The following is a 24,831-nucleotide window of genomic DNA, read 5'->3' on the forward strand; positions in this document are numbered from 1 at the left end:
CCGGAAATCGTACCGCCCGCCCCGACTACAGCGTCGCCTGCCCGTCCACCGCGGCGAGCGCGTTGTCCACGGCGGTGCGGACCAGCGCGCCGAGGACGCGTCCCGGGTACTCGACCCCGATGTCGGAGAGCGTGCCCGCGGACTGGTCGACGATGGCGGTCGAGAAGCTCACCGCGGCCCGGACGGCGTCGGCGTAGGCGGGCCGGTCCTGCTCGGTGACGACGAACGGCTCCGCCCCCATCTCCACGACGAGGGCCTGGGCGATCGGGAGCACGGGCGACGGCGCCGTCACGGCGCAGTACGCGTCGCGCAGCCGGGTGAGGTCCACGCTCGTGCCGGTGAAGGCCATGGCGGGGTGGATCGCGAGCGGGATCGCGCCGGCCGCCATCGCCGGCTGCAGGATCCCGACGCCGTGGTCCGGGCTCGTGTGCACGACGAGCTGCCCCGGCTGCCAGATCCCCGCGTCGGCGAGCCCCTGGACGAGGCCGGCGAGCTGGTCGTCGGGCACCGCGAGCAGCACGAGTTCGCTGCGCTCGACGAGGTCCGGCGTCTCGAGGACGGGCGCGCCGGGGAGCATCGCCTCGGCGCGGTCGCGTCCGGCCTCGGACACCGCCGTCACGCCGACGACGGCGTGCTCGGCGTTCGCGAGCGCGGCACCCAGCACCGGCCCGACCCGCCCCGCGCCGACGACGCCGATGCCCAGCCGCCCCGCCCTCACCGCGCGGCTCCCGGTGGCGGGACCTCGCCCCAGGGGCGGGCCGCACCGTCCACCGGACGTTGCGGCGACCAGTTCGGGTCCGCAGCGTGCGTGGCGGGGTCGAGCCGTGCCTCCCGTTCGCGCCATCGGTGGGACGTGTCGACCGCAGCGGCCTCGACCGCGCGCTCCGCGGTGTCCGACCACAGCCGCTGTGCGTCGCGCGCGTCCAGCGCACCGACGCGGGCCGACACCGGCCCCTGGACGGTCTGGACGTGCACCGAGGCGACCCGCAGCGCGCGCTCGAGCGGCCCCTGCGACACCTTGACGCTCTGCACGCGCGGCAGCGGCACGATCACGAGCGAGCGCCAGACCGCGCCGAGCCGGAGCAGGACGGCGCCGGGCACGAAGCGGTAGCCGTTGCGGCGGAACGCGAACGGACGCAGCCATGCGCCTCGACGGGGCGAGTGCACGAACCCGCCGCGGTCACCCGTGGTGGTGAGGCTGTCGTCGACGACGTTCACGGCTTCCGACGAGCCCTCGCGGAGTTCCTCCTGCGACGCCGCGGGTCCGGCGACGGCGGTGCCGACGAGGCCGGGGAGGATGATGTCGAGGACCTCGCGGACGTCGCGCGCGGTGCCGACCGGCAGCACGATCGACGAGACCTGCTGGTTGTTCGACGCTCCGTTGCCGGCGTTCGTGGCGCGGTTGATCCGGACGTCCCACCAGCCGAACGGCCGCCAGAGCAGCGGCTGCGCGACGCTCACCGCGTGGATGCGGCCTGGGGGCAGCGTCTCGTTCGAGGTCGAGACCAGGCCGAACCCGATCCGGATGCCGTCCCGGGTCTCGGCGATCGTGTACTGCAGCGAGCGCGAGAACTTCCGGACGTAGTAGCCGCCGGCACCGATCACCGCGGGGAACAGGCCGAACAGGATCCCGTACTCGTCGGTGAGCGCGACGCTGACGATCATCGCCGCGACGGCCAGCAGGATGAAGACCGTCGTCCCGGAGAGCAGCATCGACGCGATGAGTCGTCCGGGGTGCACCTTCACGATCCGCGTCGCACGGACCGCGGCGGGGTCGAGCTCCGGCGAGAAGATCTCGTCGACGCGGTCCTGCAGCACGCCGTTCGACCGTCGTGCCGAGCCGCCGGACTCCTCGTCCTTCGCACCCGACGCGAGCACGAGGATGCGCTGCCGGAGGTCGTCGGCCGCCTTCGTGCCGAGGTAGGCGAGCTGCACGTTGGCGTCGTTGCCGGCCTGGGCGATCTCGAGCTTCGCCGTGCCGAAGATCCGCGGCACCAGCGGCCGGGAGATGTTGATGCCCTGGATCCGGTCGAGCCGCGCCTTCCGGTTCGTCCGGAACAGCACGCCCGAGCGGACCTCGACGATCTCGCCGGTGACGCGGAACTCGTGCATCCGCCAGGACAGGTAGAACAACCCGATCAGCACGACCAGGAGCACCACGATGCCGAGCAGGACCCACCCCACGACGCCGTGCTCGTACACGTAGCGGACGGGGTCGCCGTCGTCCTGCGGCCCGCCGCCGGGGATGAAGAACTCGACGAGCTGGTCGCGCAGGCTGTTCAGCACGTAGCCGAGGATCACGATGAGGAAGATGCCGCCCTTGAGCAGCGGCGTCAGCGGGTGCATGCGGTGCCACTCGCCGTCGGTGAGCGGTGCGGCGGCCGCGGCGTTGCCGTGGCTCGGCGGTGCGGGCGGCGGCGGCCCGGGTCGGAACGTCATGCGCGCCCCTACAGTCCGGCGCGACGCGACTCGGCGAGCTCGACCAACCGGTCGCGCAGCGCGTCGGCGTCCTCGAACGGGATGCCCGGGATCCGGACGTTCGTCGACGCCGCGGCGGTCACGAACTTCAGCTCGCTCATGCCGAGCACCCGGTCCAGCGGGCCGCGGTTCACGTCGACGAGCTGCATGCGGCCGTACGGCACGGCCGTGAAGCGCTGCCACATCAGCCCGCGGCGCAGCACGAGGTCGTCGTCGCGGAGCGCGTAGCCGATGGCCCGGACACGGCGGGGCGTCAGGATCGCGGTGACGAGGGCGATGACCGCGACCGCGATGCCGATGAGGAGCCAGACCGTGCCGGCATCCCGCCCGAACCCGCCGCTCACGACGCCGATGATGACGCAGCCCGCGGTCACCACGACGCCCACCAGGACGGTCGAGACGAGCTCGGTCCAGACGAGCTTCGAGGACACCCGGGTCCAGGTGGTCCCGGTCAGACCGAGTCCCGGTTCGTCGAGTCGTTCACGCGGCATCGCGGGTCTCCTGCGGTCGGGTCGTGCCGCCTGGGCGCGGCTGGGTCAGTGCGCCTGCGTCGTGCCACCTCGGGGGAGGTCGTCGTCATCGTCACCGGGAGGGGCGATGCACATGCGTTCGGCGACGAGCGCGCACACCGTCAGCACGATCCCGCCCCCGACCGCCACGACGTTCGGCAGGGTCGAGCCTAGCGAAGGGAACGCCGACCGGGTCAGGAGGTACACGACCAGCCCGAGGGCGAAGCCGCCGAACAGTGCGCCACAGATGCTCGACGCCTTCGCGAGCACGACGACCCTGGTGGCGTAGAGCGGGTCCACGGGGCGTGACCGCCCGGCGCCGTCACGGGCGTGCCGACGCACCGGCCGGGCCATCAGGACGACGGCGATGCCGATGAACGCGAGGGTGACGCCGAGGGGCGTCGCCAGGAACAGCGTGGGCGCCTGCCGCGACGCCAGGACGGCGTCGAGGGCGAAGCCCGCCACGGCGGCCACGACGGCGATGCTGATCAGGGTGGAGGCGCGGGTCGGCTTCACGAGGCGGCTCCGGTCCGTCCGTCGGGCGCGGTCGTGGGCGTGGAGGAAGGGCCCACGCGGGCCGGCTCGTCGAAGAGGCGCGGCTCGTCGACGCGCTCGGTGTCGTCCCCCACCGCAGCGAGCAGGTCGGCCACCGGCCCGGCACCCGGCAGCACGGCGTCGGGGTCCGCGTCGAGCCACGGCGCCAGCACGAACGCCCGCTCCCCGGCACGGGGGTGCGGCACGGTCAGGGTCGCGGTGTCGATCGACCGGTCGTCGTACGCCACGAGGTCGAGGTCGAGCGTCCGGTCGCCCCAACGCTCCTGCCGGGTGCGGCCGTGGTCGTCCTCGATGCCGTGCAGGGCGTCGAGGAGCTCCTGCGGCCCGAGCTCGGTGTCGATCACGACGACGGCGTTCCGGTACCGGGGCTTCGACGTGTCCGGCCCGTCGAGCGTGACCGCGACGGACTCGACCTCCCGACTGGACGCCACCGGACGGACGCCGGGCAGCGCGGCGATCGCCTCGGCGGCGGCGCGCAGGGTGCTCCCCCGGTCGCCGAGGTTGGCGCCGAGTGCCACGACCGCGCGGCTCACTCTTCTTCCTCGTCGCCCGCTGGCCGGGCAGCGCCTCGGGACCGTCGGATGGTGATGGAGACGTCGGTGAACGGCACCGTGATCGGTGCCTGCGGCTTGTGCACGGTGACCTCGGTCGCCAGGGCGGCACGGTGGGTCAGCACGGCGGCCGCGATGCGCTCGGCGAGGGTCTCGATGAGGTCGACCGGATCGCGTTCGATCTCGGCGACGACCTGCTCGGCGAGCACCCCGTAGTGCACGGTGTGCTCGAGGTCGTCGCTGCCGGATGCGGCCCGGGCGTCGACCTCGACCGCGACGTCGACGACGAAGTCCTGCCCGTCGGCGCGCTCGTGGTCGAAGACGCCGTGGTGGCCCCGGGCGCGCACCCCGGTCAGGCGGATGGTGTCCCTCACGATCGTGCTGCCCTCCAGGCGTCCCAGACGTCGAGCACGGCACGGGTCGGTGCCGGGTCGTGCACGCGCACACCCCACGCCCCGCGTTCGGCGGAGAGCAGGCTGATGGCGGCGGTGGCGAGGTCGCGGTCCTTCGGCGGGGCACCGGCTGCGCTGCCGATGCCGTCGAGGAACCGCTTGCGGGAGGCGGCGACGAGCACCGGCAGCCCGATGGACGCGAAGCGCTCGTAGCCGGCCAGGATCTCCCAGTTCTGCGCGCCCTGCTTGGCGAAGCCCAGCCCGGGGTCGATCACGACCTGCTCCTGGCGGACGCCGAGGACGATGAGTTCCGCGACGCGGAGTTCGACCTCGCGCCGGACCTCCTCGACGGCGTGCACGTACTCGGCGTTCCGGTACATCCGGTCGCTGTGCCCCCGCCAGTGCATCACGACGAAGCCGGCGCCGGTGTCCCGGACGACGCGGGCCATGTCCGGGTCGGCGAGGCCGCCGGAGACGTCGTTGACGATCGCGGCCCCGAGCTCGACCGATCGTTCGGCGGTCGCGGCGTTCATCGTGTCGACGCTCACCGTGATGCCCTCGGCGACGAGCTGCTGCACGACCGGCAGCACCCGTTCCTGCTCGATGTCGACCGGCACGCGCTCGGACCCCGGTCGGGTGGACTCCCCGCCGACGTCGACGATGTCCGCCCCGGCCGCGACGAGCTCCCGGGCGTGCTGCACGGCGGCGTCGTACGCCTGGTGCAGGCCGCCGTCGCTGAACGAGTCCGGCGTGACGTTGAGGATGCCCATCACGCGGGTGCGCTGGTCGACGGGGGTCCCGCGGTGGCGGTCCCGCCGTCGACCGGACGCCTCGGCTGGGGCAGCGGCCGACGCCTGGCTCACCGCGGCGAGCCGACGCGACCGCCTCGTCGGCAGGTCGGTCATGCCGGCCTACGCGGGGGCGATACCCGGGTTGCCGAAGGGACGGCGACGGGGCTTCGACGACTCGGTGTCGGAGTGCTCGGACGCGGTGGAGGCGGCCTTGCCGGGCACCTCGATCGCGGGCAGGTTGCTGACCGGACGCTTGTCGCTGGAGAGCCACTGCGGGCGCTCCGGCAGCTTGCGGACGTCCTTGAAGATCTCCACGAGCTCCGGAGCGTCGAGCGTCTCCTTCTCGAGGAGCTCACCGGCGAGGCGGTCGAGGATGTCCCGGTTGTCGTTGAGCACCTGGTAGGCCTCGTCGTGCGCGGCCTCGAGCAGGGCACGGGTCTCGGCGTCGACGGTCTCGGCGATGTTCTCCGAGTAGTCGCGTCCGGTGCCACCGCTCATGTCGCGGCCGACGAACGGCTCGCTCGACCCGGAGCCGAGCTTGACCGAACCCACCGCGCGGCTCATGCCGTACTCGGTGACCATCTTGCGCGCGGTGCCGGTGGCCTTCTCGATGTCGTTCGACGCACCCGTGGTCGGGTCGTGGAAGACGATCTCCTCGGCGACGCGACCACCCATGGCGTAGGTGAGCTGGTCGAGCAGCTCGTTGCGGGTGACCGAGTACTTGTCCTCGAGCGGGAGCACCATCGTGTACCCGAGGGCACGGCCGCGGGGCAGGATCGTGATCTTCGTGACCGGGTCGGTGTGGCGCATCGCGGCAGCCGCGAGGGCGTGACCGCCCTCGTGGTACGCCGTTATGAGCCGCTCCTGGTCGGACATGATCCGCGTCCGGCGCTGCGGGCCGGCCATCACGCGGTCCACGGCCTCGTCGAGGGCGCGGTTGTCGATGAGCTGCGCGTTCGAACGAGCCGTCAGCAGCGCGGCCTCGTTCAGCACGTTGGCCAGGTCGGCACCGGTGAAGCCCGGCGTCTTGCGGGCGAGGAGCTCGAGGTCGACGCTCGCGGCGAGCGGCTTGCCCTTCGCGTGCACCTCGAGGATCTGCTTGCGACCCTGCAGGCTCGGGGCGTCGACGCCGATCTGGCGGTCGAACCGGCCCGGACGCAGCAGCGCGGGGTCGAGGACGTCGGGACGGTTCGTCGCGGCGATGAGGATGACGTTCGTCTTGCCGTCGAAGCCGTCCATCTCGACGAGGAGCTGGTTCAGCGTCTGCTCGCGCTCGTCGTTGCCGCCGCCGATGCCGGCGCCACGGTGACGACCCACGGCGTCGATCTCGTCGATGAAGACGATGGCGGGCGAGTTCTGCTTGGCCTGCTCGAAGAGGTCGCGCACACGGCTCGCACCGACACCGACGAACATCTCGACGAAGTCCGAACCGGAGATCGAGTAGAACGGCACGCCGGCCTCACCCGCGACGGCGCGGGCGAGCAGGGTCTTGCCGGTCCCGGGAGGGCCGTACAGGAGCACGCCCTTCGGGATCTTCGCGCCGACGGCCTGGAACTTCGCCGGCTCCTTGAGGAACTCCTTGATCTCGTGGAGTTCCTCGATCGCCTCGTCGGAGCCCGCCACGTCGGCGAACGACACCTGCGGGTTCTCCTTGTTGTTCATCTTCGCCCGGGACTTGCCGAACTGCATGACCTTGGAGCCGCCGCCCTGGGCGCTCGACAGCAGGAACCAGAACAGGGCACCGATGATCAGGAACGGCAGGATGATGCCGAGCAGCGAGAGGAACCAGTTCCCCTGGTTGACCACGTCGTTGTAGCCCTTGGGCAGGTTCGCGTCGTTGACGGCCTGGATGACCTCTTCACCGCGGGGCGTCGAGTAGTAGAACTGCTCGTGCGCGTTGCCGTCCTTCAGGGTGAGGTCGACGCGCTGCTCGGTGGAGTTCACCACCACGGAGGAGACCTTGCCGTCGGAGAGCTGGTCGAGGCCCTTCTGCGTGTCGATCTGCTGCGTGCCGGACTGGCTGATGACGGACCAGCCGATCCAGATCCCCACGATCGCGATCAGCACGTACAGGTACGGCCCGCGAAGGATGCGCTTGAAGTCCATGTGATCCGGGCAGAGCGCCCGACACCTTTCTCTGCCGAAGTTGCGTGCTGATCAGCATACGGCCGCGTTTCTGTGGCGAGAATGGGTGTCCTCTGCGGGCGAACTCCACCCGCCGACAGGATCAGCTGTAGACGTGGGGCGCGAGCACGCCGACACCGCGCAGGTTGCGGTAGCGCTCGTCGTAGTCCAGGCCGTAGCCGACCACGAACTCGTCGGGGATGTCGAAGCCCACGTACTTCACGTCCACCTCGACCTTGGCAGCCTCGGGCTTGCGGAGCAGGGCGACGATCTCGACGCTCGCGGCACCGCGCGACTCGAGGTTCTGCTTGAGCCAGGACAGCGTCAGACCGGAGTCGATGATGTCCTCGACGATGAGGACGTCGCGCCCGTGCAGGTCGGTGTCGAGGTCCTTGAGGATGCGGACGACACCGGACGACTTCGTTCCGGAGCCGTACGACGACACCGCCATCCAGTCCATCCGGGCCTGCATCTTGAGGTGGCGCGAGAAGTCGGCCATCACCATGACGGCACCCTTGAGGACACCGACGAGCAGCGGGTCGCGCCCGGCGTAGTCGGCGTCGACCACCGCGGCGAGTTCGGCGAGCTTGTCGTCGATCTGCTCGGGGGTGAAGAGGACTTCGGACAGGTCTGCCTGGACGTCGGAGAGTTCCACCACCCCAGCCTAACCGGCGCTGAACGCCAGGCGGTCGCCCGATCGGGACGCCTGCACACCCGGCAGGTCGATCGGACCCTGTCCGCTCCAGTCCGTGACGAGCCGGCACACCTCGAGGGTCTGCACACGGGAGAGCGTCACGCCGAACTCGCTCTCCACCGCGAGGCGCACGAGTCGCTGCCGCAGGGCCGGCGGGTTGGCCGCGAGCTCCGGCACGGACAGCGAGATGCCCGCCTCGGAGTGCTCGGCGAGGTCCTCCGCCATCTCCTCGGCGAAGTGGTCGAGCGCCGCGGAGTCCTCGCGCAGCTGGTCGGCCGTCCGCGCGAGCGCCTCGGGGACCCCCGCCCCGAGCTCGCGTTCGAGCGCCGGCATCAGCCTGTTCCGCACCCGGACGCGCGTGAACGCCGGGTCGTCGTTCTGCGGGTCGTCCCACGGCGCCAGTCCGGCGGCCGTGCACGCCTGTCGCGTCGTGTGGCGGCGGACGCCGAGCAGCGGCCGCCCGTAGGCGGGCCCCGTGTCGCGTCGCGTCAGCGGCGCCATGCCGGACAGCGAGTCCGGCCCGCTCCCGCGGGCGAGGCCCAGCAGGACGGACTCGGCCTGGTCGTCGAGGGTGTGCCCGAAGAGCACGAGGGCCGACCCCGTCTCGGACGCGACCTGTGCGATCGAGGCGTGTCGTGCCTCCCGGGCGGCCCCTTCCGGGCCCCCTTCGGAACCGACGGCGACCCGACGGACCGTCACCGGTGCGAGTCCCAGCTCCGACGCCTGCCTGGAGGCGCGGCTCGCCACCGCCTCGGAACCCGCCTGGAGTGCGTGGTCGACGACCACTGCCCCGGCGCGCAGGTCCTGCTTGGGCGCCTCGAACGCGGTGGCCGCGGCGAGCGCGAGCGAGTCCGGTCCGCCGCTCAGTGCGACGAGCACGAGGTCCCCTGGGCGCACCGAGCGGTCGTCGAGCGCCTGCGCGAGCAGCGTGCGGACCGCGCGACGGGTGTCGGCGACCGCGGGGTCGAGCCGGGGACGCGGAGTGTTCACCCGGTAACGTTAGCCGCGCTTTCTTCCCGCAAAGAGACCAGGAGCGCAACATGGCCGCGTACGACGTCGTCGTCGAGATCCCCAAGGGCAGCCGCAACAAGTACGAGGTGGACCACGAGACCGGTCGCGTGTACCTCGACCGCGTGCTGTTCACCTCGTTCGTCTACCCGACCGACTACGGGTTCTTCGAGAAGACCCTGGCCGACGACGGTGACCCCGTGGACGCGCTGCTGCTCCTCGAGTACCCGACGTTCCCCGGTGTGGGCGTCAAGGTCCGCCCGGTCGGCGTCTTCAAGATGAGCGACGAGGCCGGCAACGACGCGAAGGTCCTCGTCGTCCCCGCGAAGGACCCGCGCTGGGCGCACATCCAGGACATCTCGGACGTCGACGAGCAGACGAAGGCCGAGATCGCGCACTTCTTCGAGCGCTACAAGGACCTCGAGCCGAACAAGTGGGTCAAGGCCGAGGGCTGGGGCGACGCCGCCGAGGCCGAGGCGATCGTCACGGCCGGCCAGGCCGCGTACGTCCCCGCCGGTCACTGACCCTTCCGGTCGGGCGTTCGCGCCCGTCCGTGCGGGCGTCCGCGCCCTGCGACGCACAACGCGCCCCGTTTCCACGGGGCGCGTTGTTCGTTCTGGGGCGCAGTCCGACTAGAGCGAGCCGCTCGGCCGTGCCACGTACGGCAGGAGCTGGCTCGGGGTCCAGATCGCCCGCTCGAGCACGCCGCGCTGCGGGTTCGCCGCCTCGACCATGGTGCCGTAGCCGGTGACGATCGAGTCGTGGTAGGCCCCGGAGACGCTGCCGTTCGACGAGTAGAAGAGGATGTCGCCCGGCTGCCGCTGCGACAGGGGCACGAGGCGGCCGATCGACTTGAAGTAGTTGTACTGCCAGACGACGTTGTGCCCACCGGTCGCGATGCCCTGCGAGCTGTACGCCATCATCACGAGGCCGGAGCAGTCCCACTGGTTCGGGCCCGCGCCGCCGAAGACGTAGGCGTCGCCGATCTGCGCACGGGCGTAGGCGATCGCGCCGGCGGCCTTGGACGGGGTGCTCGGCGCGGTGGGGGTCGTCGGAGCCGCGGGTGTCGTCGGGGTGCTCGGCGTGCTCGGCTTCGACGGCGTGCTGGGCTTCGCCGGGGTGCTCGGGGTGGCGGGCTTCGCGGGCGTGCTCGGCGTGCTGGGCTTCGCGGGGGTGCCCGTGCCGGGGTTCGTGGCCGAGCCGCCGGATCTCGGCGTGGTGGGTGCGGTGCCGGTGCTGGGCGCGGTCGACGTGGTGCCGCCCCCGCCGGTGGTCGTGGTCTGGGACGCGAGCTGCGCCTCGGCCTGCTTCGCCTGCTGGGCGTTCCAGTACGCGGTCTCCGTGGCGACGCTCGTGCCCTTGAGGAACGCGAGCTGCTGGAGGACCTCGTCCTGCTGCTCCTGCTCCTTCTGGACGCGGGCCTGTGCGGACGAGGCCGTGTCGTTCGCGTCGTCGAGGGCGCGCTTCGTGGCGTCCGTGGCCTTGGCGAGCGCGGTCGTCGCCGAGCGCTGCTGCGCGGCGATCGAGTCGACGGTGTTCTGGTCCGCGCGGGCCTGGGCCAGCACGGTCGCGGAACGCTCGGACAGGTGGGACATCGTGCCGACGCGGTAGAGCAGGTCCTTCGAGTCGCTCGCGTCGATGAGCATCGTCGTCGACAGGTCACCACCACCGGTTCGGGAGAGCTCGACCACGAGCCCGGCGACCTGCTTCGCCGAGTCGTCCGCCGCGCGCTTCGCCCGCTTCGCCTGGGCCGTGAGGTCGTCGAGCGTCGCCTGCGCGTCCTGCTGCTCGGACGACGCGAGGGCGTACTTCTGCCCGGCCTGCAGCTCGACGACCTGCGCGCGGTCGGCCGCGTCCTGCAGGGTCTGCAGGCGGTCACTCAGCTCGTCGACCGTGGACTGCGCCTGGGCGGTGTCCGCCTTCGCTGCTCGCACGTCGTCCCAGCTCGGGGCGGACGGTGCCGCCTGGGCGGGGCCGGCGATCACGACGGAGAGGCCGATCCCGAGGACAGCGACCACCGCCATCCCGCAGGAGAGGGTGCGAGCGGAGTGCTTCACGGCGTTCAGGGCCTTTCGGGCGCGCACACGGTCATACCGAGATCCCCCGCGCTGCCATGAAGGGGACCGGGTCGACGGCGGAGCCGTTCACCCGGGTCTCGAAGTGGAGGTGGCACCCGGTCGACCAGCCGGTCGATCCGATCTTCGCGATCTGCTGGCCGGCACTGACGTGCTGGCCGACGGACACGAGGATGCCGCCGTCGACGATGTGCCCGTAGGCGGTGGAGATCCCGCCGCCGTTGTCGAGCACGACCTCGTTGCCGTACCCGCCACCGTTCGCGGCGAAGGTCACCGTGCCGGAGTGGGCCGCGTAGATCGGTGCGTAGCAGGCGGGCGCGAGGTCCACACCGGCGTGCAGTGCGCGGTAGTGCGTGTACGGGTCGACGCGGTAGCCGAAGGGGCTCGTCTGGTACCCGCCGGCGGGGCGGACCCAGCCGGAGGCGTTCGCGGTGCCGCCGCCCGTGCCACCCGAGTTCGTCGCCGCCGCCTTGGCCGCCGCTGCCGCGAGGGCCGCCTGACGCGCCTTCTCGACCTGGACGCCCTTGTTGTACTTCGCCTCGACGTTCGCCTCGTTGCTGGTGAGGAGGGTGAGCTGCGCCTCGAGCCGGGCCTGGTTGTCGCCCTGCGCATCGACGGCGGTCTGTGCGGCGTCGGCGGCCGACTGCGCCGCCTGCATCTTCTGCTGCGCCGCGTCGGCGAGCTTGCCGAGGGCGTCCTTCGCGCGGTCGGCCTTGTCGGCGAGGCCCTGCGCCACACCGCGGTCCTGCGTCGCCTGCGAGTAGATGCCGTCGGCCTGCTCGCTCAGCTTCGACATCGCGCCGAGCTCGTAGAGCAGGTCGCTCGACTTCGAGGGGTGCGTGAGGATGTCCGTCGTCACGTCGTTGGCGCTCGCCCGACCGAGCTGGGCCGCGAGCTGGCCGGCCTGCTCCTCCGACGCCGCGGCGGTCTTCTCGGCGTCGTCCGCCTGCGACTGCAGCTTCTGCTGGGTGAGGGTCGCGTCGTCGTACTTCGTCTGCGCCGTCTGGTAGGCCGTGCCGGCGGCCTCGGCGGACTTCTTCGCCGCCGTCGCCTTCGTGGTGAGGTCCGCGATGAGCGCCTTGATCTCGGTGACCTTGGCCTGCTGCGCCGACTTGGACGCCTTCGCCTTCTGCACGTCCGACCAGCTCGGGTAGGTCGCTGCGCTGGCTGACGTCATCGGAGCGAGGGCCGCGAGGGTGCCGGCGGTGAGCGCGACGGCGACCGCGGCGGCGATGAAGCGGCGGCGGGGACGGGGGCGGAGTGACAGCGATGGTGAGGTCGACATGTATCTCGATTTCGTAACAGCGCGGCAAGGCTCACGCACGTAACACTGTTAACAAACGCAACAGTAACAACAGGTGTCGCACCCGCACATCCCCTCGCACGAGGGGTACGGGCAGACGACGATGCTCGCATCCGATCATCGACAGCACGAATCAGGGCCTGGAGCCCCACGGTGAGTGAAGCCCGGTGCGCCCGCACGGACGCCGCGACACGCCGAGGATTCCGCGGGGACGGGCGCCGATTTGTGAAACCCGCAGGGCATCCGTATGCTTGTCCATCGGTAGCGCGAAGCACCGCTTGCGGCCCTATCGTTTAGTGGCCTAGGACACCGCCCTTTCACGGCGGCAGCACGGGTTCGAATCCCGTTGGGGTCACTCTTCACAGGGTGAGCGAGCAAGCAGAGCACCACCGAAGCAAGACAGCAACTCAATATGGCCCTGTAGCGCAGTTGGTTAGCGTGCCGCCCTGTCACGGCGGAGGTCGCGGGTTCAAGTCCCGTCAGGGTCGCCACGGCTGGATAGCTCAGTTGGTAGAGCGTTCGACTGAAAATCGAAAGGTCCACGGATCGATGCCGTGTCCAGCCACGGTGAAAGGCCCCCTACTCCGGTAGGGGGCCTTTTCGCGTTCCCGGGCGCCTCGTATCCCGGGGCGGTCTCGCGCCGAGGGGCGGACGGTCGGCCGTCGGCTCCGCCGGCCGCTCGACGCCCCGCACAACCGAAGTCACCCCGAACCACGCGACTGCGCAGTTCGGGGTGACTTCGGTTGTGCGACGCGTGGCTCAGGCCTCGCGGGTCTTCGGGCTGCTCTCCTGCGTCTTCGCCGGGTCGCGCTCGACGACCGAGCCGAGGGCGTCGTCGATGCGTGACAGCAGCTCGGCGGGGATGGTCACTCCGGCAGCGCCGGCGTTGTCGTGCACCTGCTCCGGTCGCGAGGCACCGATGATCGCCGACGCCACGTTCTGGTTCTGCAGCACCCACGCGACGGCGACCTGTGCCATCGACAGGTTCAGCTCGTCGGCGATCGACTTCAGGTCCTGCACCGCCGTGAGCACCTCGTCGCGCATGAACCGCTTGATCATGTTCGCGCCGCCCTTGTCGTCCGTGGCACGCGAGCCCTCGGGGAGCGGCTGACCCGGCTGGTACTTCCCGGTCAGGACGCCCTGGGCGATCGGGGACCACACGATCTGCGAGATACCGAGCTCCTCGGACGTCGGGACGACCTCACCCTCGATGACCCGCCAGAGCGCGGAGTACTGCGGCTGGTTCGAGATGAGCTGCACCCCGAGGTCGTCGGCGAGCTCGTGCCCGGCGCGGAGCTGCTCCGCGGTCCACTCGCTCACACCGATGTACAGCGCCTTGCCCTGCCGGACGACGTCGGCGAACGCCATCATCGTCTCCTCGAGCGGGGTCTCGTAATCGAAGCGGTGCGCCTGGTACAGGTCGACGTAGTCCGTCTGCAGGCGCTCGAGCGAGCCGTTGATCGACTCGAGGATGTGCTTCCGGCTCAGCCCGGTGTCGTTGTGGCCCTTCGGACCGGTCGGCCCGAACACCTTCGTGGCGATCTCGAGGGACTGCCGACGCTCGCCCTTCAGCGCTTCACCGAGGACGGTCTCGGCGCCGGTGTTCGCGTAGACGTCGGCGGTGTCGAACGTCGAGATGCCGACGTCGAGCGCTGCCCGGACGCAGGCGATCGCGGCGTCGTTCTCCACCTGGGAGGCGTGGGTGAGCCAGTTGCCGTAGGTGATCTCGGAGACCTTGAGGCCCGAGTTGCCGAGGTAGCGGTACTCCATGTGCGTGTCACTCCTGTCGTGGCCGCGTCGGTGCGGCTCCGCGGGTGACGGTAGTCCTTGAGGCCTTTGCGCGAGGCAGGAACTGTAAGGTGATGTATCAGAGAGTCGCGGCAAAGACGAAACCCCGGCGATGTGGCCTTGGCCAGTGATCGTTCCGGGGTCTTCGCTGACAACGGTAGCAGACAGGGGCATGATGCAGGAAGACGAGCTTGGACGCTTGATCACCGTCGAGCGGCTCCGCTCGTACACCGAGCGGACGGGTTCCTCCGCCGACGCGTTGCGGCTGTACGAGTGGAACATGCGTGCCGCGGCATCCGTCATGGAGCTCACCGGCGTCGTCGAGGTGATGGCGCGCAACGCGCTCGACCGCGAACTGCGTGAGTGGACAGCGAAGCGAACCGGTGCTCCCTGGTTCGACGTCGCCCCGCTCGACGGTCGCGGGCGCGCCGATCTGGTGAAGGCGCGAGCGCGTGCGAGCCGAGACGGACGTCGCGACGAGGTGCACGGAAGGGTCATTGCCGAGCTGACCTTCGGCTTCTGGCGCTACCTCGTCGAGACGCGGTACCTGACCGCGCTGTGGACACCTGCGCTCCACAAGGCGTTCCCCCACGGCCCCGCGGACTCCCTGACCCGCCAACGCGAGGTCCGGCGTCGGCTGCAGCAACTGCACTTCGTCCGCAACCGCGCAGCGCACCACGAACCCATCCACACACGGGACCTCCAGCGGGACCACGACTACGCACTCGAACTCGTCGGCTGGATCAGCCCGCACGCCGCGCTCTGGGCTGCGGACACCACGTCGCTCCGTGCGGTGCTCCGCGCTCGTCCTGACGGGTAGGTGCAGGATCGGAGAGGTTGCGGTGCAGTGGTGCACCGCCGGGAGCGAAGGAGCATCCATGTCGGGACCGAGCGTGCTGTTCATCGGCGGCAGCGGGGTCATCAGTGCCTCGTGCGTCCGCGAAGCCGTCGAGCAGGGGTTCGACGTGACCGTGCTCAACCGGGGGACCACCGGGGGCAGGCCGATCCCTGAGGGCGTGACGCGCCTCCAGGCCGACGTCTCGGACCGCAGCGCGCTCGCGGACGTGCTCGGCGACCGGAAGTGGGACACGGTCGTGAACTGGATCGCCTTCACACCGGACCAGGTGCAGGCGGACGTCGACTACTTCGCGGGTCGGACCCGGCAGTACGTCTTCATCAGCTCGGCGTCGGCGTACCAGACGCCGGCGACGCACCTGCCGATCACGGAGTCGACGCCGTTGAAGAACCCGTACTGGCAGTACTCGCGGGACAAGATCGCGTGCGAGGACCTGCTCATGACGGCGTACCGGGAGCAGGACTTCCCGGTGACGATCGTCCGGCCGTCGCACACCTACGACGAGACGAAGCTGCCGTTGACCGGTGGGTGGACGGCCGTCGCACGCATGCGGGCGGGGAAGCCGATCATCATCACGGGCGACGGCAGCTCGCTGTGGACCCTCACGCACAGCCGGGACTTCGCGGTCGGGTTCACGGGGCTGCTCGACCGGGCGGAGGCCATCGGCGAGGCGTTCACGATCACGAGCGACGAGGCACCGACCTGGAACGCCATCGCGCAGGAGATCGCCGCGGCGGCGGGGGTGGACGACCTGCGGATCGTGCACGTGCCGGCGGACGCGATCGCCGCGGCCGACCCGGAGTGGGGCGCCGCGCTGTTGGGCGACAAGGCGAACAGCTCGGTGTTCGACAACAGCAAGGTGCGGTCGCTCGTGCCCTGGTACCGGCCGCGGACGCCGTACCGGCACGGTGTGCGCGAGGTGATCGCCTGGTTCGAGGCGAACCCCGAGGCACAGGTCGTCGACGAGCGACTGGACGCGCTGATGGACGAGCTGGCGGCGCGCTGGGCGGTCTGACGCAGCGTCCACCGAGCAGGAATCGTCGGGTGCCGTGATCGGACCCGACGATTCCTGCTCAGTCGACGAGCGGCCTCACCGCGCGGCGAGCACCTCGGACAGCGTGCCGATCGCCAGGCGGATCTCGTCGTCGGTCACGACGAGCGGCGGCGCGAACCGGATCGTCGACCCGTGGGTGTCCTTCACGAGCACGCCCCGGTCGGCGAGGTCCTGCGAGATCTGCTTGCCCGTGCCGAGCGCAGGGTCGATGTCGATCCCGGCCCAGAGTCCGGCGACGCGGTGCGAGACGACCCCCTTCCCGAGCAGGTCGTCGAGCAGCCCGCGCAGCAGCGGTTCGCCCTCGAGGGCCCGCTGCTGGAACGTGCCCTCCCCGAGCATCGCCACGACCTCGGATCCGACGGCCGCCGCGAGCGGGTTGCCGCCGAAGGTCGAACCGTGCTCACCGGGACGCAGCACGCCCAGGACGTCACGCGAGCCCACCACGGCGGACACCGGGACGATGCCGCCACCGAGGGCCTTGCCGAGGGTGATCAGGTCGGGTCGGACCCCGACGCGCTGCACCGCCAGGGTGTGGCCGGTGCGCCCGAGCCCGGACTGGATCTCGTCGGCGACGAACAGCGCGCCGAACTCGTCGCAGACCGCACGGACGTCCCCGAGGTAGGAAGCCGGCGGGATGACCACGCCGCCCTCGCCCTGGATCGGCTCGAGCAGCACGGCCACGACGGTCTCGTCCATCGCCTCCCGCAGGGCAGCGGCGTCGCCGTACGGCACCGTGCGGAAGCCGGGCGTGTACGGCCCGAAGTCGTCGTGCGCCACGGGGTCGTCCGAGAACGACACGATGGTCGTGGTCCTGCCGTGGAAGTTCCCGGACGCGACGACGATCGTCGCCTGCCCCGCGGGGACCCCCTTCACCCGGTAGCCCCAGGCACGGGAGACCTTGATCGCGGACTCGACGGCCTCGGCGCCGGTGTTCATCGGGAGCACCAGCTGGGTGTCCGTCAGCGCGGCGAGCGACGCGGCGAACGGCCCGAGCTGGTCGTTCACGAACGCGCGCGACGTCAGCGTGACCCGGTCGAGCTGTGCGCGGGCGGCGTCGAGCAGCCGCGGGTTGCCGTGGCCGAAGTTCACGGCGGAGTACGCGGCGAGGCCGTCCAGGTAGCGCTTGCCGTCGACGTCGGTCACCCACGCCCCGGAGCCCGAGGCGATGACGACGGGCAGGGGGCTGTAGTTGTGCGCCAGCGAGCCGTCCTCGACGGCGAGCGCCGCAGCGGTCGCCGTCCCGAGAGCGGCGCTCATCAGGACCGTGCCACCGAGTTGCCGGTGCCGACGGGGTGCAGGTCGAGCGTGCAGCACTTCACGCCGCCGCCGCCGAGCAGGAGCTCGGACAGGTCGACGCCGATCGGGTTGTAGCCCTTGGCCCGGAGCTGCGACGCGAACGTGGTCGCGCGCGACGCGATCACGACGTTGTACCCGTCGGAGTACGAGTTCAGCCCGAGGATCGAGGCGTCCTCCTCGGTCGCGATGATCGCGTCCGGGAAGCGCTCGCGCAGGATGGCCAGCGAGGGCTCGTCGAACGCGCTCTCGAGGTACGCGATGTTCGACGTTCCGTCGGCGGCGGGCTCCGGGTCGAGCACGGCGATCGCGGTGTCCAGGTGGTAGAAGTTCGGGTTGACCAGCTTGAGCGTGACGACCTCGCGGCCGTAGATGCCGGCGAGTTCCTCGTGCGAGGTGCTGTCGGAGCGGAAGCCGGTGCCGGCGAAGATGGTGTTCCCGACGAGCAGGAAGTCGCCCTCGCCCTCGTTGGTCTGCTCGGGTTCGGCGACGGTCAGGCCGTTCGCGGCGAACCACTCCATGTACGCGGGGCCCTCGGGCTGGCGCTCGGGGTACTGGAACTTCGCGCCGTACGCGATGCCGTCGAGCACGAACCCGCCGTTGGCCGCGTAGACCATGTCGGGCAGGCCGTCGATCGGGTCGATGTAGGAGATGTCGAAGCCGAGTCCCTCGTAGACGTCGACGAGCGACTGCCACTGCTGGACGGCCTTCGACGTGTCGGTCGGGTCCTCGGGGTGCATCCACGGGTTGATCCGGTAGCTCACCGTGTAGAAGTCCGGCTTGCACATCAGGATCGTCCGCTTGGTCGCGGTACGGGTCGGTGCGTCGGTGGTCGAGGGTGCGGTGTTCGACATCAGTCCTCCTGGAGGGACCGGGGCCCGAGCCTGCCAGGAACCGAAACGGAACGGGGTGAAGTGCTCCGGCGAGATGCAGGCTCACTCGCCGTAGCGGACCAGGTCGACGCCGCTGACGAGTCTAGACAGAACCGTCCAGCGGGTGCAGCAACCGGGCGCGAAACACCGTGACACCCGTTCGGGGCGCGCACGTTTCGTGCGCAGACCCCGCCGCTCGTGCAACAACTCCGCGTAGCATGGGTCCAATGGATTCGCTCGACCACCGCATCCTGGACCAGCTCCGGGAGAACGCCCGCGCCGGCTACGGCGACATCGGGTCGGTGGTCGGACTCTCGGCCTCCGCCGTGAAGCGCCGCGTCGACCGGCTCGTCGGCGACGGGGTGATCCAGGGCTTCACGATCAAGGTCGACCCCGCCGTGGAGGACCGCGGCACCGAGGCCTGGGTGGAGCTCTACTGCCGCGGCACGGTCTCCCCCGACGAACTGCGCTCCCTGCTCGACACCGTCCCCGAGGTCATCGACGCCGGCACGGTCACGGGCAGCGCCGATGCCGTCGTGCACATGCGGTCCAAGGACCTCTCCGCCCTCGAGGAAGCGCTCGACAAGGTCCGCCTCGCTCCGCAGGTCGACCACACGCGTTCCGCGATCGTGCTCTCCAAGCTGGTCAGTCGCGAGACCGCGTAGCGTTCCGCACATGGGACGGACGGCGGCCTGGAGGCACGGATCACCTCCCGCGCGGTCGCGCACGGCCCGCCGGCTGGTCACCGCTGCGGGCCTCGCCTACGTCGCGAACTGCGCCTGGGGCACCGCCGTGGCGGTCCGGCTGATCCGGACGAAGAAGCTCCGGGTCGTCCACCACGGCCTGTTCGTCGTGACCGCCACGCTGACGGGTGTCGCCGCGACCACCCCGGTGTGGACCCGCGACCGGTCGGCACTCTTCCTGCTGCCCGCGCTCGTGCCGCTCGCGGTCGCCCCACGCACGAACCCGCGCTCGGGAGCACACTGGAGAGTCGCGGTCGCCGCTGCGCCGTCCTACCTGGGGGCGGTGCTGTTCCGGCGCTGACCGCGGGGAGGACAGCAGTGGAGCTCTTCGAGGCGATCCGACGGCGGCGCACGACCAACGGGGCGTTCCTGCCCGATCCGGTCTCCGAGGAGCACCAGCGACTGCTCATGGAGCTGGCGGGGCGGGCGCCGTCGCAGCTCAACAGCCAGCCGTGGCGGTTCGTGCTCGTCGAGGAACGGGACACGATCGACCGCGTCGCCGAGATCAGCGGCTCGTCGATGACCAGGACCATGGCCGAGGGCACGTTCTTCGAGCGGTACCGTCCGTACTTCCGGTTCTCGCAGGCCGAGATGGACGAGCGGCGCGACGGCATGCTGTTCGACAAGCTCCCCGGACCGCTCAAGCCGTTCACGAAGCAGGTGTTCACGAAGCGGGGGCAGCTCCTGATGAACACGCTCCGGGTGCCGCACACGCTCGGCGAGGAGAACCGGCGGCTCGTGGCCGGGTCGCCGCTGCTGCTCGGTGTGATGCTCGACCGGCACGAGTACCGGAAGGAGGAGCTCTCGGGCTTCTACTCGGTGTTCAGCATGGGTGCGGCGATGGAGAACATCTGGCTCGCCACCACCGAGCTCGGCCTCGGGATCCAGTTCGTGTCCTTCCCGATGGAGACCCCGGGCGCGTGGGCGGAGATCGAGGGCCTGCTCCGCGTCCCCGAGTCGCTCGAGCTGATGGCCGTCTACCGGATCGGGTACCTGCCACCCGAGCGCCGGCGTCCCGCCATCGACTGGACCTCGAGCGAACGGAAGCGCCCGTCGCAGTACGTGTTCCGCGGGACCTGCGACACCCCGCAGCAGGGGTGGGACGACGCGCCCGTGGCGGGGCACATCGCCCCGGAGGCGACCACCCCGTGACCGCCACGCCGCCCACCGGGGCCGCACCGCGCCTCCCGGCAGTCGCCCCCGGCCTGACCGGACGCCCCTGGATCGAACAGGCGTGGCGCGACGTCGTCTTCGTGCACTGGCGCGTCGACGTGTCGGCGGTGGCCCCGCTGCTGCCGGCGGGCACGCGGCCGGACACCCTCGGCGTCGACGGCGTCGACGACGGCGCGACCACCTGGGTCGGCCTCATCGCGTTCCGGTTCTCGGACACGCGCTTCCCACCGGTCTCCGTCGGCCGCGTCGGGGACTTCATCGAGGTGAACGTGCGCGTCTACACCGTCGACGACCGCGGGCAGCACGGAGTCGTGTTCCTGTCGCTCGACGCGGGCAAGCTCGCCCCGACGGTCGGCGCACGCGTGGCGACCGGGCTGCCGTACAAGTGGGCGGTGGCGCAGCAGCGACGGCCCGCGACGGACCGGGTCGCCTACGCGGTCCGTCGACACGGGACCCACCTGCGCTCCCTGGTCGACGTGCACACCGGGCCGCCGATCGCCGAGCCGACGGCACTCGAGACGTTCCTCACGGCACGGTGGGGCATGCACGTGCACCGGCTCGGCCGGACGCGCTTCTGGCCGAACGAGCACGAGTCGTGGCCGTTGCACCGGGCCTCGGTGGTGTCGCTGCGGGACGACCTGGTCGGGGCCGCCGGGCTGCCGTTCGCGCTGACCGAGCTCGCGCCGGACTCGGTGCTGTACTCCCCCGGGGTCGTGACCCGGTTCGGGCTCGGGCGCTGATCCTCGCCCCGGGACTACCGGCGGGGTGCGCGGGCGGCGGCCCGGGACTGGTGGACGACGACCACCACCGAGAACAGCGCGAAGACGCCGCCGGCAACCCAGGAGGCGCGCTGGACACTCGAGACGTCGTCGACGGTGAGCCCGATGACGGCGAGGGTCGCGCACATCGCGCCGACCACCCCGAAGGCCCACATGACCGCGAGGTGGTCGAAGCGGGGCACCGCGCGCGCAGAACTGAGCGTCAGGGGAAGCCCCACGATCCCGAACAGCACGCCGAACGGCAGACCGACCAGCAGGGTGGCTATCGCGACCACGCCCCCGATCGTCACCGCGACCAGGACGCTGGTGACGTGACCGCGCCAGGAGGCCTCGAGGGTCTGCTCGTCGTAGGCACGCCAGCTCGCCACGAACAGCGCCACGGCGCCGGCGGTGGTGAGTGCGGCGGCCGTCAGCCCGACGACCAGGGCGAACACACCCCCGAACCCGATGCCGCCGAGGACCTCCACGGCGGCGAGGAGCACGCTCAGGACCGGGACGGGCCAGATCTCCCGCCACCGTGTCGGCGTGCGGAGGACCCAGCCGGGCGGCGCCTCGGCGAGGTCGTCGGTCTCGGGGCCTCGGGTCTCCACTCGGCAATCATGCTCGGCCCTGACCTCCTCCGTCGATCCCGGGGGACAAGGGCTGTGGGGCGCCGCCCACCGCGTGCGTACAACTGGGTTCATGACACGAGTGGCTGTGGTGACCGGCGGATCGGCAGGACTGGGACGAGCGACGGTGCGGGAGCTCGCTGCCCGGGGCTGGGACGTCGCCGTCCTCGCCCGGGGACGGGACGGGGTCGATGCCGCCGTCGCCGAGGTCGAGGCCGCCGGACGACGCGGGCTCGCGCTCGTCGCCGACGTCTCCGACCGAGACGCCGTCGAAGCAGCGGCGGACCGGGTCGAGCAGGAACTCGGACCGATCGACCTGTGGGTGAACGGCGTGATGGTGGGGGTCTTCGGGAAGTTCCTCGACACCGCGCCGGAGGACTTCGAGCGTGCCCTGCACGTCACGTACCTCGGGTTCGTGAACGGGACGCGCGCGGCGCTGTCACGGATGGTCCCGCGCGATCGTGGCCAGGTGATCCAGGTCGGATCCGCACTGGGGTTCCGTGGGATCCCCCTGCAGGCCGCCTACTGCGGGGCGAAGCACGCGATCGTCGGCTTCACCGAGGCGGTGGTGTCCGAGCTCCTCGAGCAGGGCAGCCGCGTCCGGGTGTCCCGAGTGGACATGCCGGCGCTCAACACGATCCAGTTCCAGTGGGTGAAGTCGAAGTTGCCGCACCACCCGCAGCCGGTCGCGCCGATCTACCAGCCGGAGGTCGGCGCCCGAGCAATCGCCACCGTCGCGGAGCGGCCGCGGCGTCGCACGTGGGTCGGCGAGTCGACGGTCTACACGATCCTGGGCAACCGGATCAGCGGTGGGTTCGCGGACTGGTACGCGGCGAAGACCCTGGTGTCCGGGCAGCAGAACGCCGCGAAGGACGGCGAACAACTCGGCGACAACCTCTACGAACCGGTCCCCGGCGACCACGGCGCCCACGGGGTGTTCGACGACGCGGCGCACGGGTGGTCGCCCCAGACCTGGTGGGTGGAGCACCGCCGACTCGGCAACGGTCTGCTCGGCGCGCTCCTCGGCGCTGCGGGGGCCGTCGGCGCAGCGGCGGTGGCGGCCGGCCGTCGGCGATGACCGCACGACGCAGGCTCGGAGCGCGCACCGACGCAGGTTCACTCGTGGAGGTCCTGCGCCTGGCCGTCGGTGTCGGTCACGCTGTGCGTGCCACACGGGGGAAGCAGCCGGTGCTCGACTCGGTGCTCGCCGTCCGGCAGGTCGCACAGGCCGCCCTGGTCGGTCGATCGCAGCGCGCCGAGGCGCACACGCTCAGCGCGGTGGTCGACGCCGTGCACGGTGCGACCATGGTGCCGCTCGCCGTCCTCGACCCCCGGCGGCGGGCCTTCGCGCTCGGACAGGTCGGGATCGCCGTCGCGCTGACGATCGCCGAGGTCACCGCGGTCGGGACCGGTCGGCGCCGCGGCTGACCCGACGCCGTCCGACACGCGTCGCCGCATCGGACGCCCGTCGCCGTGTCGGACGCCCCCGGTACCGTCGCGCGCATGAACACGACCTCCTCCGTCGCCTCCTCCCTCGACGGGTTCGTGGCCGCCCCCGGTGACGACCTCGACTGGCTGCTGCAGTTCGGCTTCGAGCCGTTCCAGGAGCACCACGACCGCTTCTTCGCGGGCGTCGGCGCGATCGTGATGGGGTCGACCACCTACGAGTGGCTGCTCGCCCACGACGACACCTGGGCGTACCCGGACCTGCCGACCTGGGTGTTCACGACGCGCGACCTGCCCGTGGCGGACGGCGCCGAGGTGCACTTCGTGTCCGGATCGGTCGCAGACCACCAGGCCGTCGTCGAACGTGCGGCCGGCGAGCGCGACGTGTGGGTCGTCGGGGGCGGCCTGCTCGCGGCCCAGTACCAGCAGGCCGGACTGCTCGACGAACTCCGGGTGACGGTGATGCCGATCGCGCTCGGCGCCGGATCGCCCCTGCTGCCGGTGGCCGCGCCGACGCCGGTCTACGAGCTGGTGGGGACCACCACGTTCAGCGGTGGAGCGGTCGAGCTGCACTACCGCTCGGCGCGACCCCCGCGGCCTTGACCAACGTGTCGAGACGGCAGGTCGACCGCACCCAGCTCGCGAGCTCCGGGCTCGTCTGGCCGATCACCTGCACCATGTCGTCTCGTCGACGGGTGGCGCTCTGTCGCCAGACCGGCTCGTGGTGGGCGATCCGGTTCCGCAGCGAGTAGATCGGCTCCACGAGCACCCGGAGCGGCTCCATGTCGGCGTTGTTGCGCCCGAGCTTCCGGAGTTCGGGGTACAGGCGCATGACTGCGCTTCCGTGGGTGCGCTCGTACCTCCTGTCGATGAGCCGTCGCCAGAAGGAGAAGTTGAGTTCCGCGATGACGTGCCCGCGTCCGCTCACGTGATCGCCGTGACCGCTCCGGCGGTTGCGGATCGCGTCGGCGCGAGCCCGGTTGATCGCCTCGAGCGCGCGGTCGCTGAGCTCTCCGTGCCCGTCGTCCAACCAGTCGCCGGATCTCCGCTTGAAGTCGTGTCGGCTCCGCAGCGCGGCGTCCAGACTGTTCCGGAAGTGGATCTCGAAGTGACCGACCGTCTCGAACAGCGCGGCCGACACCTTCGAGTTCTGGTCGTAGAGGGCCAGCGCTTCGTACGGGTTGCGGTCGCTCGCGTCGAGGTACACCCGCATGCGTTCGAAGGGCATCGCATCGAACACGGCACGGAGTCGGGCCTTCTCGGCCTCGTCCAACTGTCGCAGCATCGATCATCCCCTCCGACCGATCACGACGTCGGCAACACCTGGTAGCATCTCACATGCAAGCCGAGGAGTACGCGGCGTCACAGGCTCTGGAGTAGTGGTCGAGTGCGTCGCCCAAGGCAGATCGTCCCTCCGTGCGGAGGCGTCAAAGGGAGTGCGAGTTCGCACTCCCTTTGGTGTTCCCGGGCATGCGGCGGACATCGTGGGCGAGACGCCCATGCGCCACGGCGTAGCGTCCGCGACATGAGCGATCACGAACAGACCGAGCCCGTCATGGACGGCGCCACCGAGGCCACGAACCACGAGAAGCTGCACGGCCTCATCGAACAGGTCGACCATGACCACGCGGGCGAGGGAGCCGGCGCGATGGCCGACCACCTCCGCGACCGCATGGACGAGACGGGTGTCGAGGACGAGGAAGCCGGCGACACCGAGGACTGAACCAGCGGATCGGTGC

28 protein-coding genes and 3 tRNA genes are annotated in these 24,831 nt (G+C 71.0%); 14 read left to right on the forward strand and 17 right to left on the reverse strand.

The features are described from left to right. Positions 1 to 25: 25 nt before the first annotated feature. The 10 genes from CRP27_RS16670 to tilS all read right to left on the reverse strand — a co-directional run bounded on the left by CRP27_RS16670 (position 26) and on the right by tilS (position 9,084). On the reverse strand, positions 26 to 718 hold the full coding sequence (locus CRP27_RS16670; protein WP_255257634.1) for a Rossmann-like and DUF2520 domain-containing protein: 693 nt from the start codon (positions 716 to 718) through the stop codon (positions 26 to 28). Continuing rightward, positions 715 to 2,439: a PH domain-containing protein gene (locus CRP27_RS16675; protein WP_097181737.1), complete on the reverse strand. Its 1,725-nt coding sequence runs from the start codon at positions 2,437 to 2,439 to the stop codon at positions 715 to 717. Before CRP27_RS16675 ends, CRP27_RS16670 begins: the two co-directional genes overlap by 4 nt. Positions 2,440 to 2,447: 8 nt before the next feature. Further along, positions 2,448 to 2,969 carry a PH domain-containing protein gene (locus CRP27_RS16680; RefSeq protein ID WP_097181738.1) on the reverse strand — a complete coding sequence of 174 codons (522 nt, stop codon included), beginning with the start codon at positions 2,967 to 2,969 and terminating at the stop codon, positions 2,448 to 2,450. 45 nt (positions 2,970 to 3,014) lie between these two features. Continuing rightward, the gene (locus CRP27_RS16685; RefSeq protein WP_097181739.1) at positions 3,015 to 3,503 is read right to left on the reverse strand and encodes a DUF3180 domain-containing protein; all 489 of its coding nucleotides are present in this window, start codon (positions 3,501 to 3,503) and stop codon (positions 3,015 to 3,017) included. Next, positions 3,500 to 4,075, reverse strand: a complete 576-nt coding sequence (gene folK / locus CRP27_RS16690) for a 2-amino-4-hydroxy-6-hydroxymethyldihydropteridine diphosphokinase (protein WP_097181740.1) — start codon at positions 4,073 to 4,075, stop codon at positions 3,500 to 3,502. Before folK ends, CRP27_RS16685 begins: the two co-directional genes overlap by 4 nt. Next, a complete protein-coding gene (gene folB / locus CRP27_RS16695) occupies positions 4,072 to 4,467 on the reverse strand; it encodes a dihydroneopterin aldolase (RefSeq protein ID WP_217990758.1) in 396 nt (131 codons plus the stop codon). The genes folK and folB overlap by 4 nt, the downstream gene beginning before the upstream one ends. Beyond that, positions 4,464 to 5,390, reverse strand: coding sequence for a dihydropteroate synthase (gene folP / locus CRP27_RS16700; protein ID WP_097181741.1), 927 nt, complete (start codon positions 5,388 to 5,390; stop codon positions 4,464 to 4,466). Before folP ends, folB begins: the two co-directional genes overlap by 4 nt. 6 nt (positions 5,391 to 5,396) lie before the next feature. After that, complete coding sequence (ftsH, locus tag CRP27_RS16705) at positions 5,397 to 7,382, reverse strand: ATP-dependent zinc metalloprotease FtsH (protein WP_097181742.1); 1,986 nt, start codon at positions 7,380 to 7,382, stop codon at positions 5,397 to 5,399. Positions 7,383 to 7,503: 121 nt separating this feature from the next. Beyond that, on the reverse strand, positions 7,504 to 8,055 hold the full coding sequence (hpt, locus tag CRP27_RS16710; protein WP_097181743.1) for a hypoxanthine phosphoribosyltransferase: 552 nt from the start codon (positions 8,053 to 8,055) through the stop codon (positions 7,504 to 7,506). Between the two features lie 9 nt (positions 8,056 to 8,064). Further along, positions 8,065 to 9,084 carry a tRNA lysidine(34) synthetase TilS gene (gene tilS, locus CRP27_RS16715; protein WP_097181744.1) on the reverse strand — a complete coding sequence of 340 codons (1,020 nt, stop codon included), beginning with the start codon at positions 9,082 to 9,084 and terminating at the stop codon, positions 8,065 to 8,067. Positions 9,085 to 9,134: 50 nt separating this feature from the next. On the opposite strand from tilS, the gene CRP27_RS16720 reads away from it, so the two are divergent. Next, complete coding sequence (locus CRP27_RS16720) at positions 9,135 to 9,626, forward strand: inorganic diphosphatase (protein WP_070417329.1); 492 nt, start codon at positions 9,135 to 9,137, stop codon at positions 9,624 to 9,626. A gap of 108 nt (positions 9,627 to 9,734) precedes the next feature. Here the strand turns inward: CRP27_RS16720 and CRP27_RS16725 are convergent, their stop codons facing one another. Beyond that, on the reverse strand, positions 9,735 to 11,126 hold the full coding sequence (locus tag CRP27_RS16725; protein ID WP_141399797.1) for an NlpC/P60 family protein: 1,392 nt from the start codon (positions 11,124 to 11,126) through the stop codon (positions 9,735 to 9,737). Positions 11,127 to 11,190: 64 nt separating this feature from the next. After that, positions 11,191 to 12,462: a M23 family metallopeptidase gene (locus CRP27_RS16730; protein WP_097181746.1), complete on the reverse strand. Its 1,272-nt coding sequence runs from the start codon at positions 12,460 to 12,462 to the stop codon at positions 11,191 to 11,193. Between the two features lie 300 nt (positions 12,463 to 12,762). Between CRP27_RS16730 and CRP27_RS16735 the strand changes: the two genes are divergently transcribed. The 3 genes from CRP27_RS16735 to CRP27_RS16745 all read left to right on the forward strand — a co-directional run bounded on the left by CRP27_RS16735 (position 12,763) and on the right by CRP27_RS16745 (position 13,045). Then, a tRNA-Glu gene (locus tag CRP27_RS16735) sits at positions 12,763 to 12,835 on the forward strand. A gap of 59 nt (positions 12,836 to 12,894) precedes the next feature. Then, positions 12,895 to 12,971, forward strand: a tRNA-Asp gene (locus CRP27_RS16740). 1 nt (position 12,972) lies between these two features. Further along, positions 12,973 to 13,045 (forward strand) — tRNA-Phe (locus CRP27_RS16745). A gap of 194 nt (positions 13,046 to 13,239) precedes the next feature. Here the strand turns inward: CRP27_RS16745 and CRP27_RS16750 are convergent. Further along, positions 13,240 to 14,250, reverse strand: coding sequence for an aldo/keto reductase family protein (locus CRP27_RS16750; protein WP_097181747.1), 1,011 nt, complete (start codon positions 14,248 to 14,250; stop codon positions 13,240 to 13,242). Positions 14,251 to 14,440: 190 nt separating this feature from the next. Here CRP27_RS16750 and CRP27_RS16755 point away from each other — a divergent pair, with 190 nt between their 5' ends. Continuing rightward, on the forward strand, positions 14,441 to 15,088 hold the full coding sequence (locus tag CRP27_RS16755; RefSeq protein WP_097181748.1) for a hypothetical protein: 648 nt from the start codon (positions 14,441 to 14,443) through the stop codon (positions 15,086 to 15,088). A gap of 58 nt (positions 15,089 to 15,146) precedes the next feature. Next, complete coding sequence (locus CRP27_RS16760; protein WP_097181749.1) at positions 15,147 to 16,139, forward strand: NAD-dependent epimerase/dehydratase family protein; 993 nt, start codon at positions 15,147 to 15,149, stop codon at positions 16,137 to 16,139. 75 nt (positions 16,140 to 16,214) lie between these two features. On the opposite strand, the gene rocD is transcribed toward CRP27_RS16760, so the two are convergent. Next, on the reverse strand, positions 16,215 to 17,435 hold the full coding sequence (rocD, locus tag CRP27_RS16765; RefSeq protein WP_097181750.1) for an ornithine--oxo-acid transaminase: 1,221 nt from the start codon (positions 17,433 to 17,435) through the stop codon (positions 16,215 to 16,217). After that, positions 17,435 to 18,325, reverse strand: coding sequence for a dimethylargininase (gene ddaH / locus CRP27_RS16770; protein WP_097181751.1), 891 nt, complete (start codon positions 18,323 to 18,325; stop codon positions 17,435 to 17,437). Before ddaH ends, rocD begins: the two co-directional genes overlap by 1 nt. A gap of 245 nt (positions 18,326 to 18,570) precedes the next feature. On the opposite strand from ddaH, the gene CRP27_RS16775 reads away from it, so the two are divergent. The 4 genes from CRP27_RS16775 to CRP27_RS16790 are packed head-to-tail and all read left to right on the forward strand — an operon-like array spanning position 18,571 to position 20,999. Further along, a complete protein-coding gene (locus tag CRP27_RS16775) occupies positions 18,571 to 19,008 on the forward strand; it encodes an Lrp/AsnC family transcriptional regulator (protein WP_071293350.1) in 438 nt (145 codons plus the stop codon). A gap of 10 nt (positions 19,009 to 19,018) precedes the next feature. Then, positions 19,019 to 19,387: a hypothetical protein gene (locus tag CRP27_RS16780; protein WP_097181752.1), complete on the forward strand. Its 369-nt coding sequence runs from the start codon at positions 19,019 to 19,021 to the stop codon at positions 19,385 to 19,387. Positions 19,388 to 19,404: 17 nt separating this feature from the next. After that, on the forward strand, positions 19,405 to 20,238 hold the full coding sequence (locus CRP27_RS16785) for a nitroreductase family protein (protein WP_097181753.1): 834 nt from the start codon (positions 19,405 to 19,407) through the stop codon (positions 20,236 to 20,238). After that, the gene (locus CRP27_RS16790; protein ID WP_097181754.1) at positions 20,235 to 20,999 is read left to right on the forward strand and encodes a YqjF family protein; all 765 of its coding nucleotides are present in this window, start codon (positions 20,235 to 20,237) and stop codon (positions 20,997 to 20,999) included. Before CRP27_RS16785 ends, CRP27_RS16790 begins: the two co-directional genes overlap by 4 nt. 14 nt (positions 21,000 to 21,013) lie before the next feature. Here the strand turns inward: CRP27_RS16790 and CRP27_RS16795 are convergent, their stop codons facing one another. Beyond that, on the reverse strand, positions 21,014 to 21,628 hold the full coding sequence (locus tag CRP27_RS16795) for a hypothetical protein (RefSeq protein ID WP_097181755.1): 615 nt from the start codon (positions 21,626 to 21,628) through the stop codon (positions 21,014 to 21,016). A gap of 91 nt (positions 21,629 to 21,719) precedes the next feature. Between CRP27_RS16795 and CRP27_RS16800 the strand changes: the two genes are divergently transcribed. From CRP27_RS16800 to CRP27_RS16810, 3 genes are all read left to right on the forward strand, one after another. After that, positions 21,720 to 22,724, forward strand: a complete 1,005-nt coding sequence (locus tag CRP27_RS16800; RefSeq protein ID WP_097181756.1) for an SDR family oxidoreductase — start codon at positions 21,720 to 21,722, stop codon at positions 22,722 to 22,724. 44 nt (positions 22,725 to 22,768) lie between these two features. Continuing rightward, positions 22,769 to 23,074, forward strand: coding sequence for a hypothetical protein (locus CRP27_RS16805; protein ID WP_097181757.1), 306 nt, complete (start codon positions 22,769 to 22,771; stop codon positions 23,072 to 23,074). Positions 23,075 to 23,149: 75 nt separating this feature from the next. Beyond that, positions 23,150 to 23,695 (forward strand): dihydrofolate reductase family protein, encoded by a 546-nt coding sequence (locus CRP27_RS16810; RefSeq protein ID WP_097181758.1) that lies wholly within the window; start codon positions 23,150 to 23,152, stop codon positions 23,693 to 23,695. Here the strand turns inward: CRP27_RS16810 and CRP27_RS16815 are convergent. Next, positions 23,640 to 24,377: an Abi family protein gene (locus CRP27_RS16815; RefSeq protein ID WP_141399799.1), complete on the reverse strand. Its 738-nt coding sequence runs from the start codon at positions 24,375 to 24,377 to the stop codon at positions 23,640 to 23,642. The two genes, CRP27_RS16810 and CRP27_RS16815, sit on opposite strands and share 56 nt — an antisense overlap. Before the next feature lie 240 nt (positions 24,378 to 24,617). Between CRP27_RS16815 and CRP27_RS18045 the strand changes: the two genes are divergently transcribed. Then, complete coding sequence (locus CRP27_RS18045; RefSeq protein ID WP_141399800.1) at positions 24,618 to 24,815, forward strand: hypothetical protein; 198 nt, start codon at positions 24,618 to 24,620, stop codon at positions 24,813 to 24,815. Positions 24,816 to 24,831 lie beyond the last annotated feature (16 nt).

This window comes from Curtobacterium sp. 314Chir4.1 (genome assembly GCF_900215175.1).
Taxonomy (GTDB): domain Bacteria; phylum Actinomycetota; class Actinomycetes; order Actinomycetales; family Microbacteriaceae; genus Curtobacterium; species Curtobacterium pusillum_A.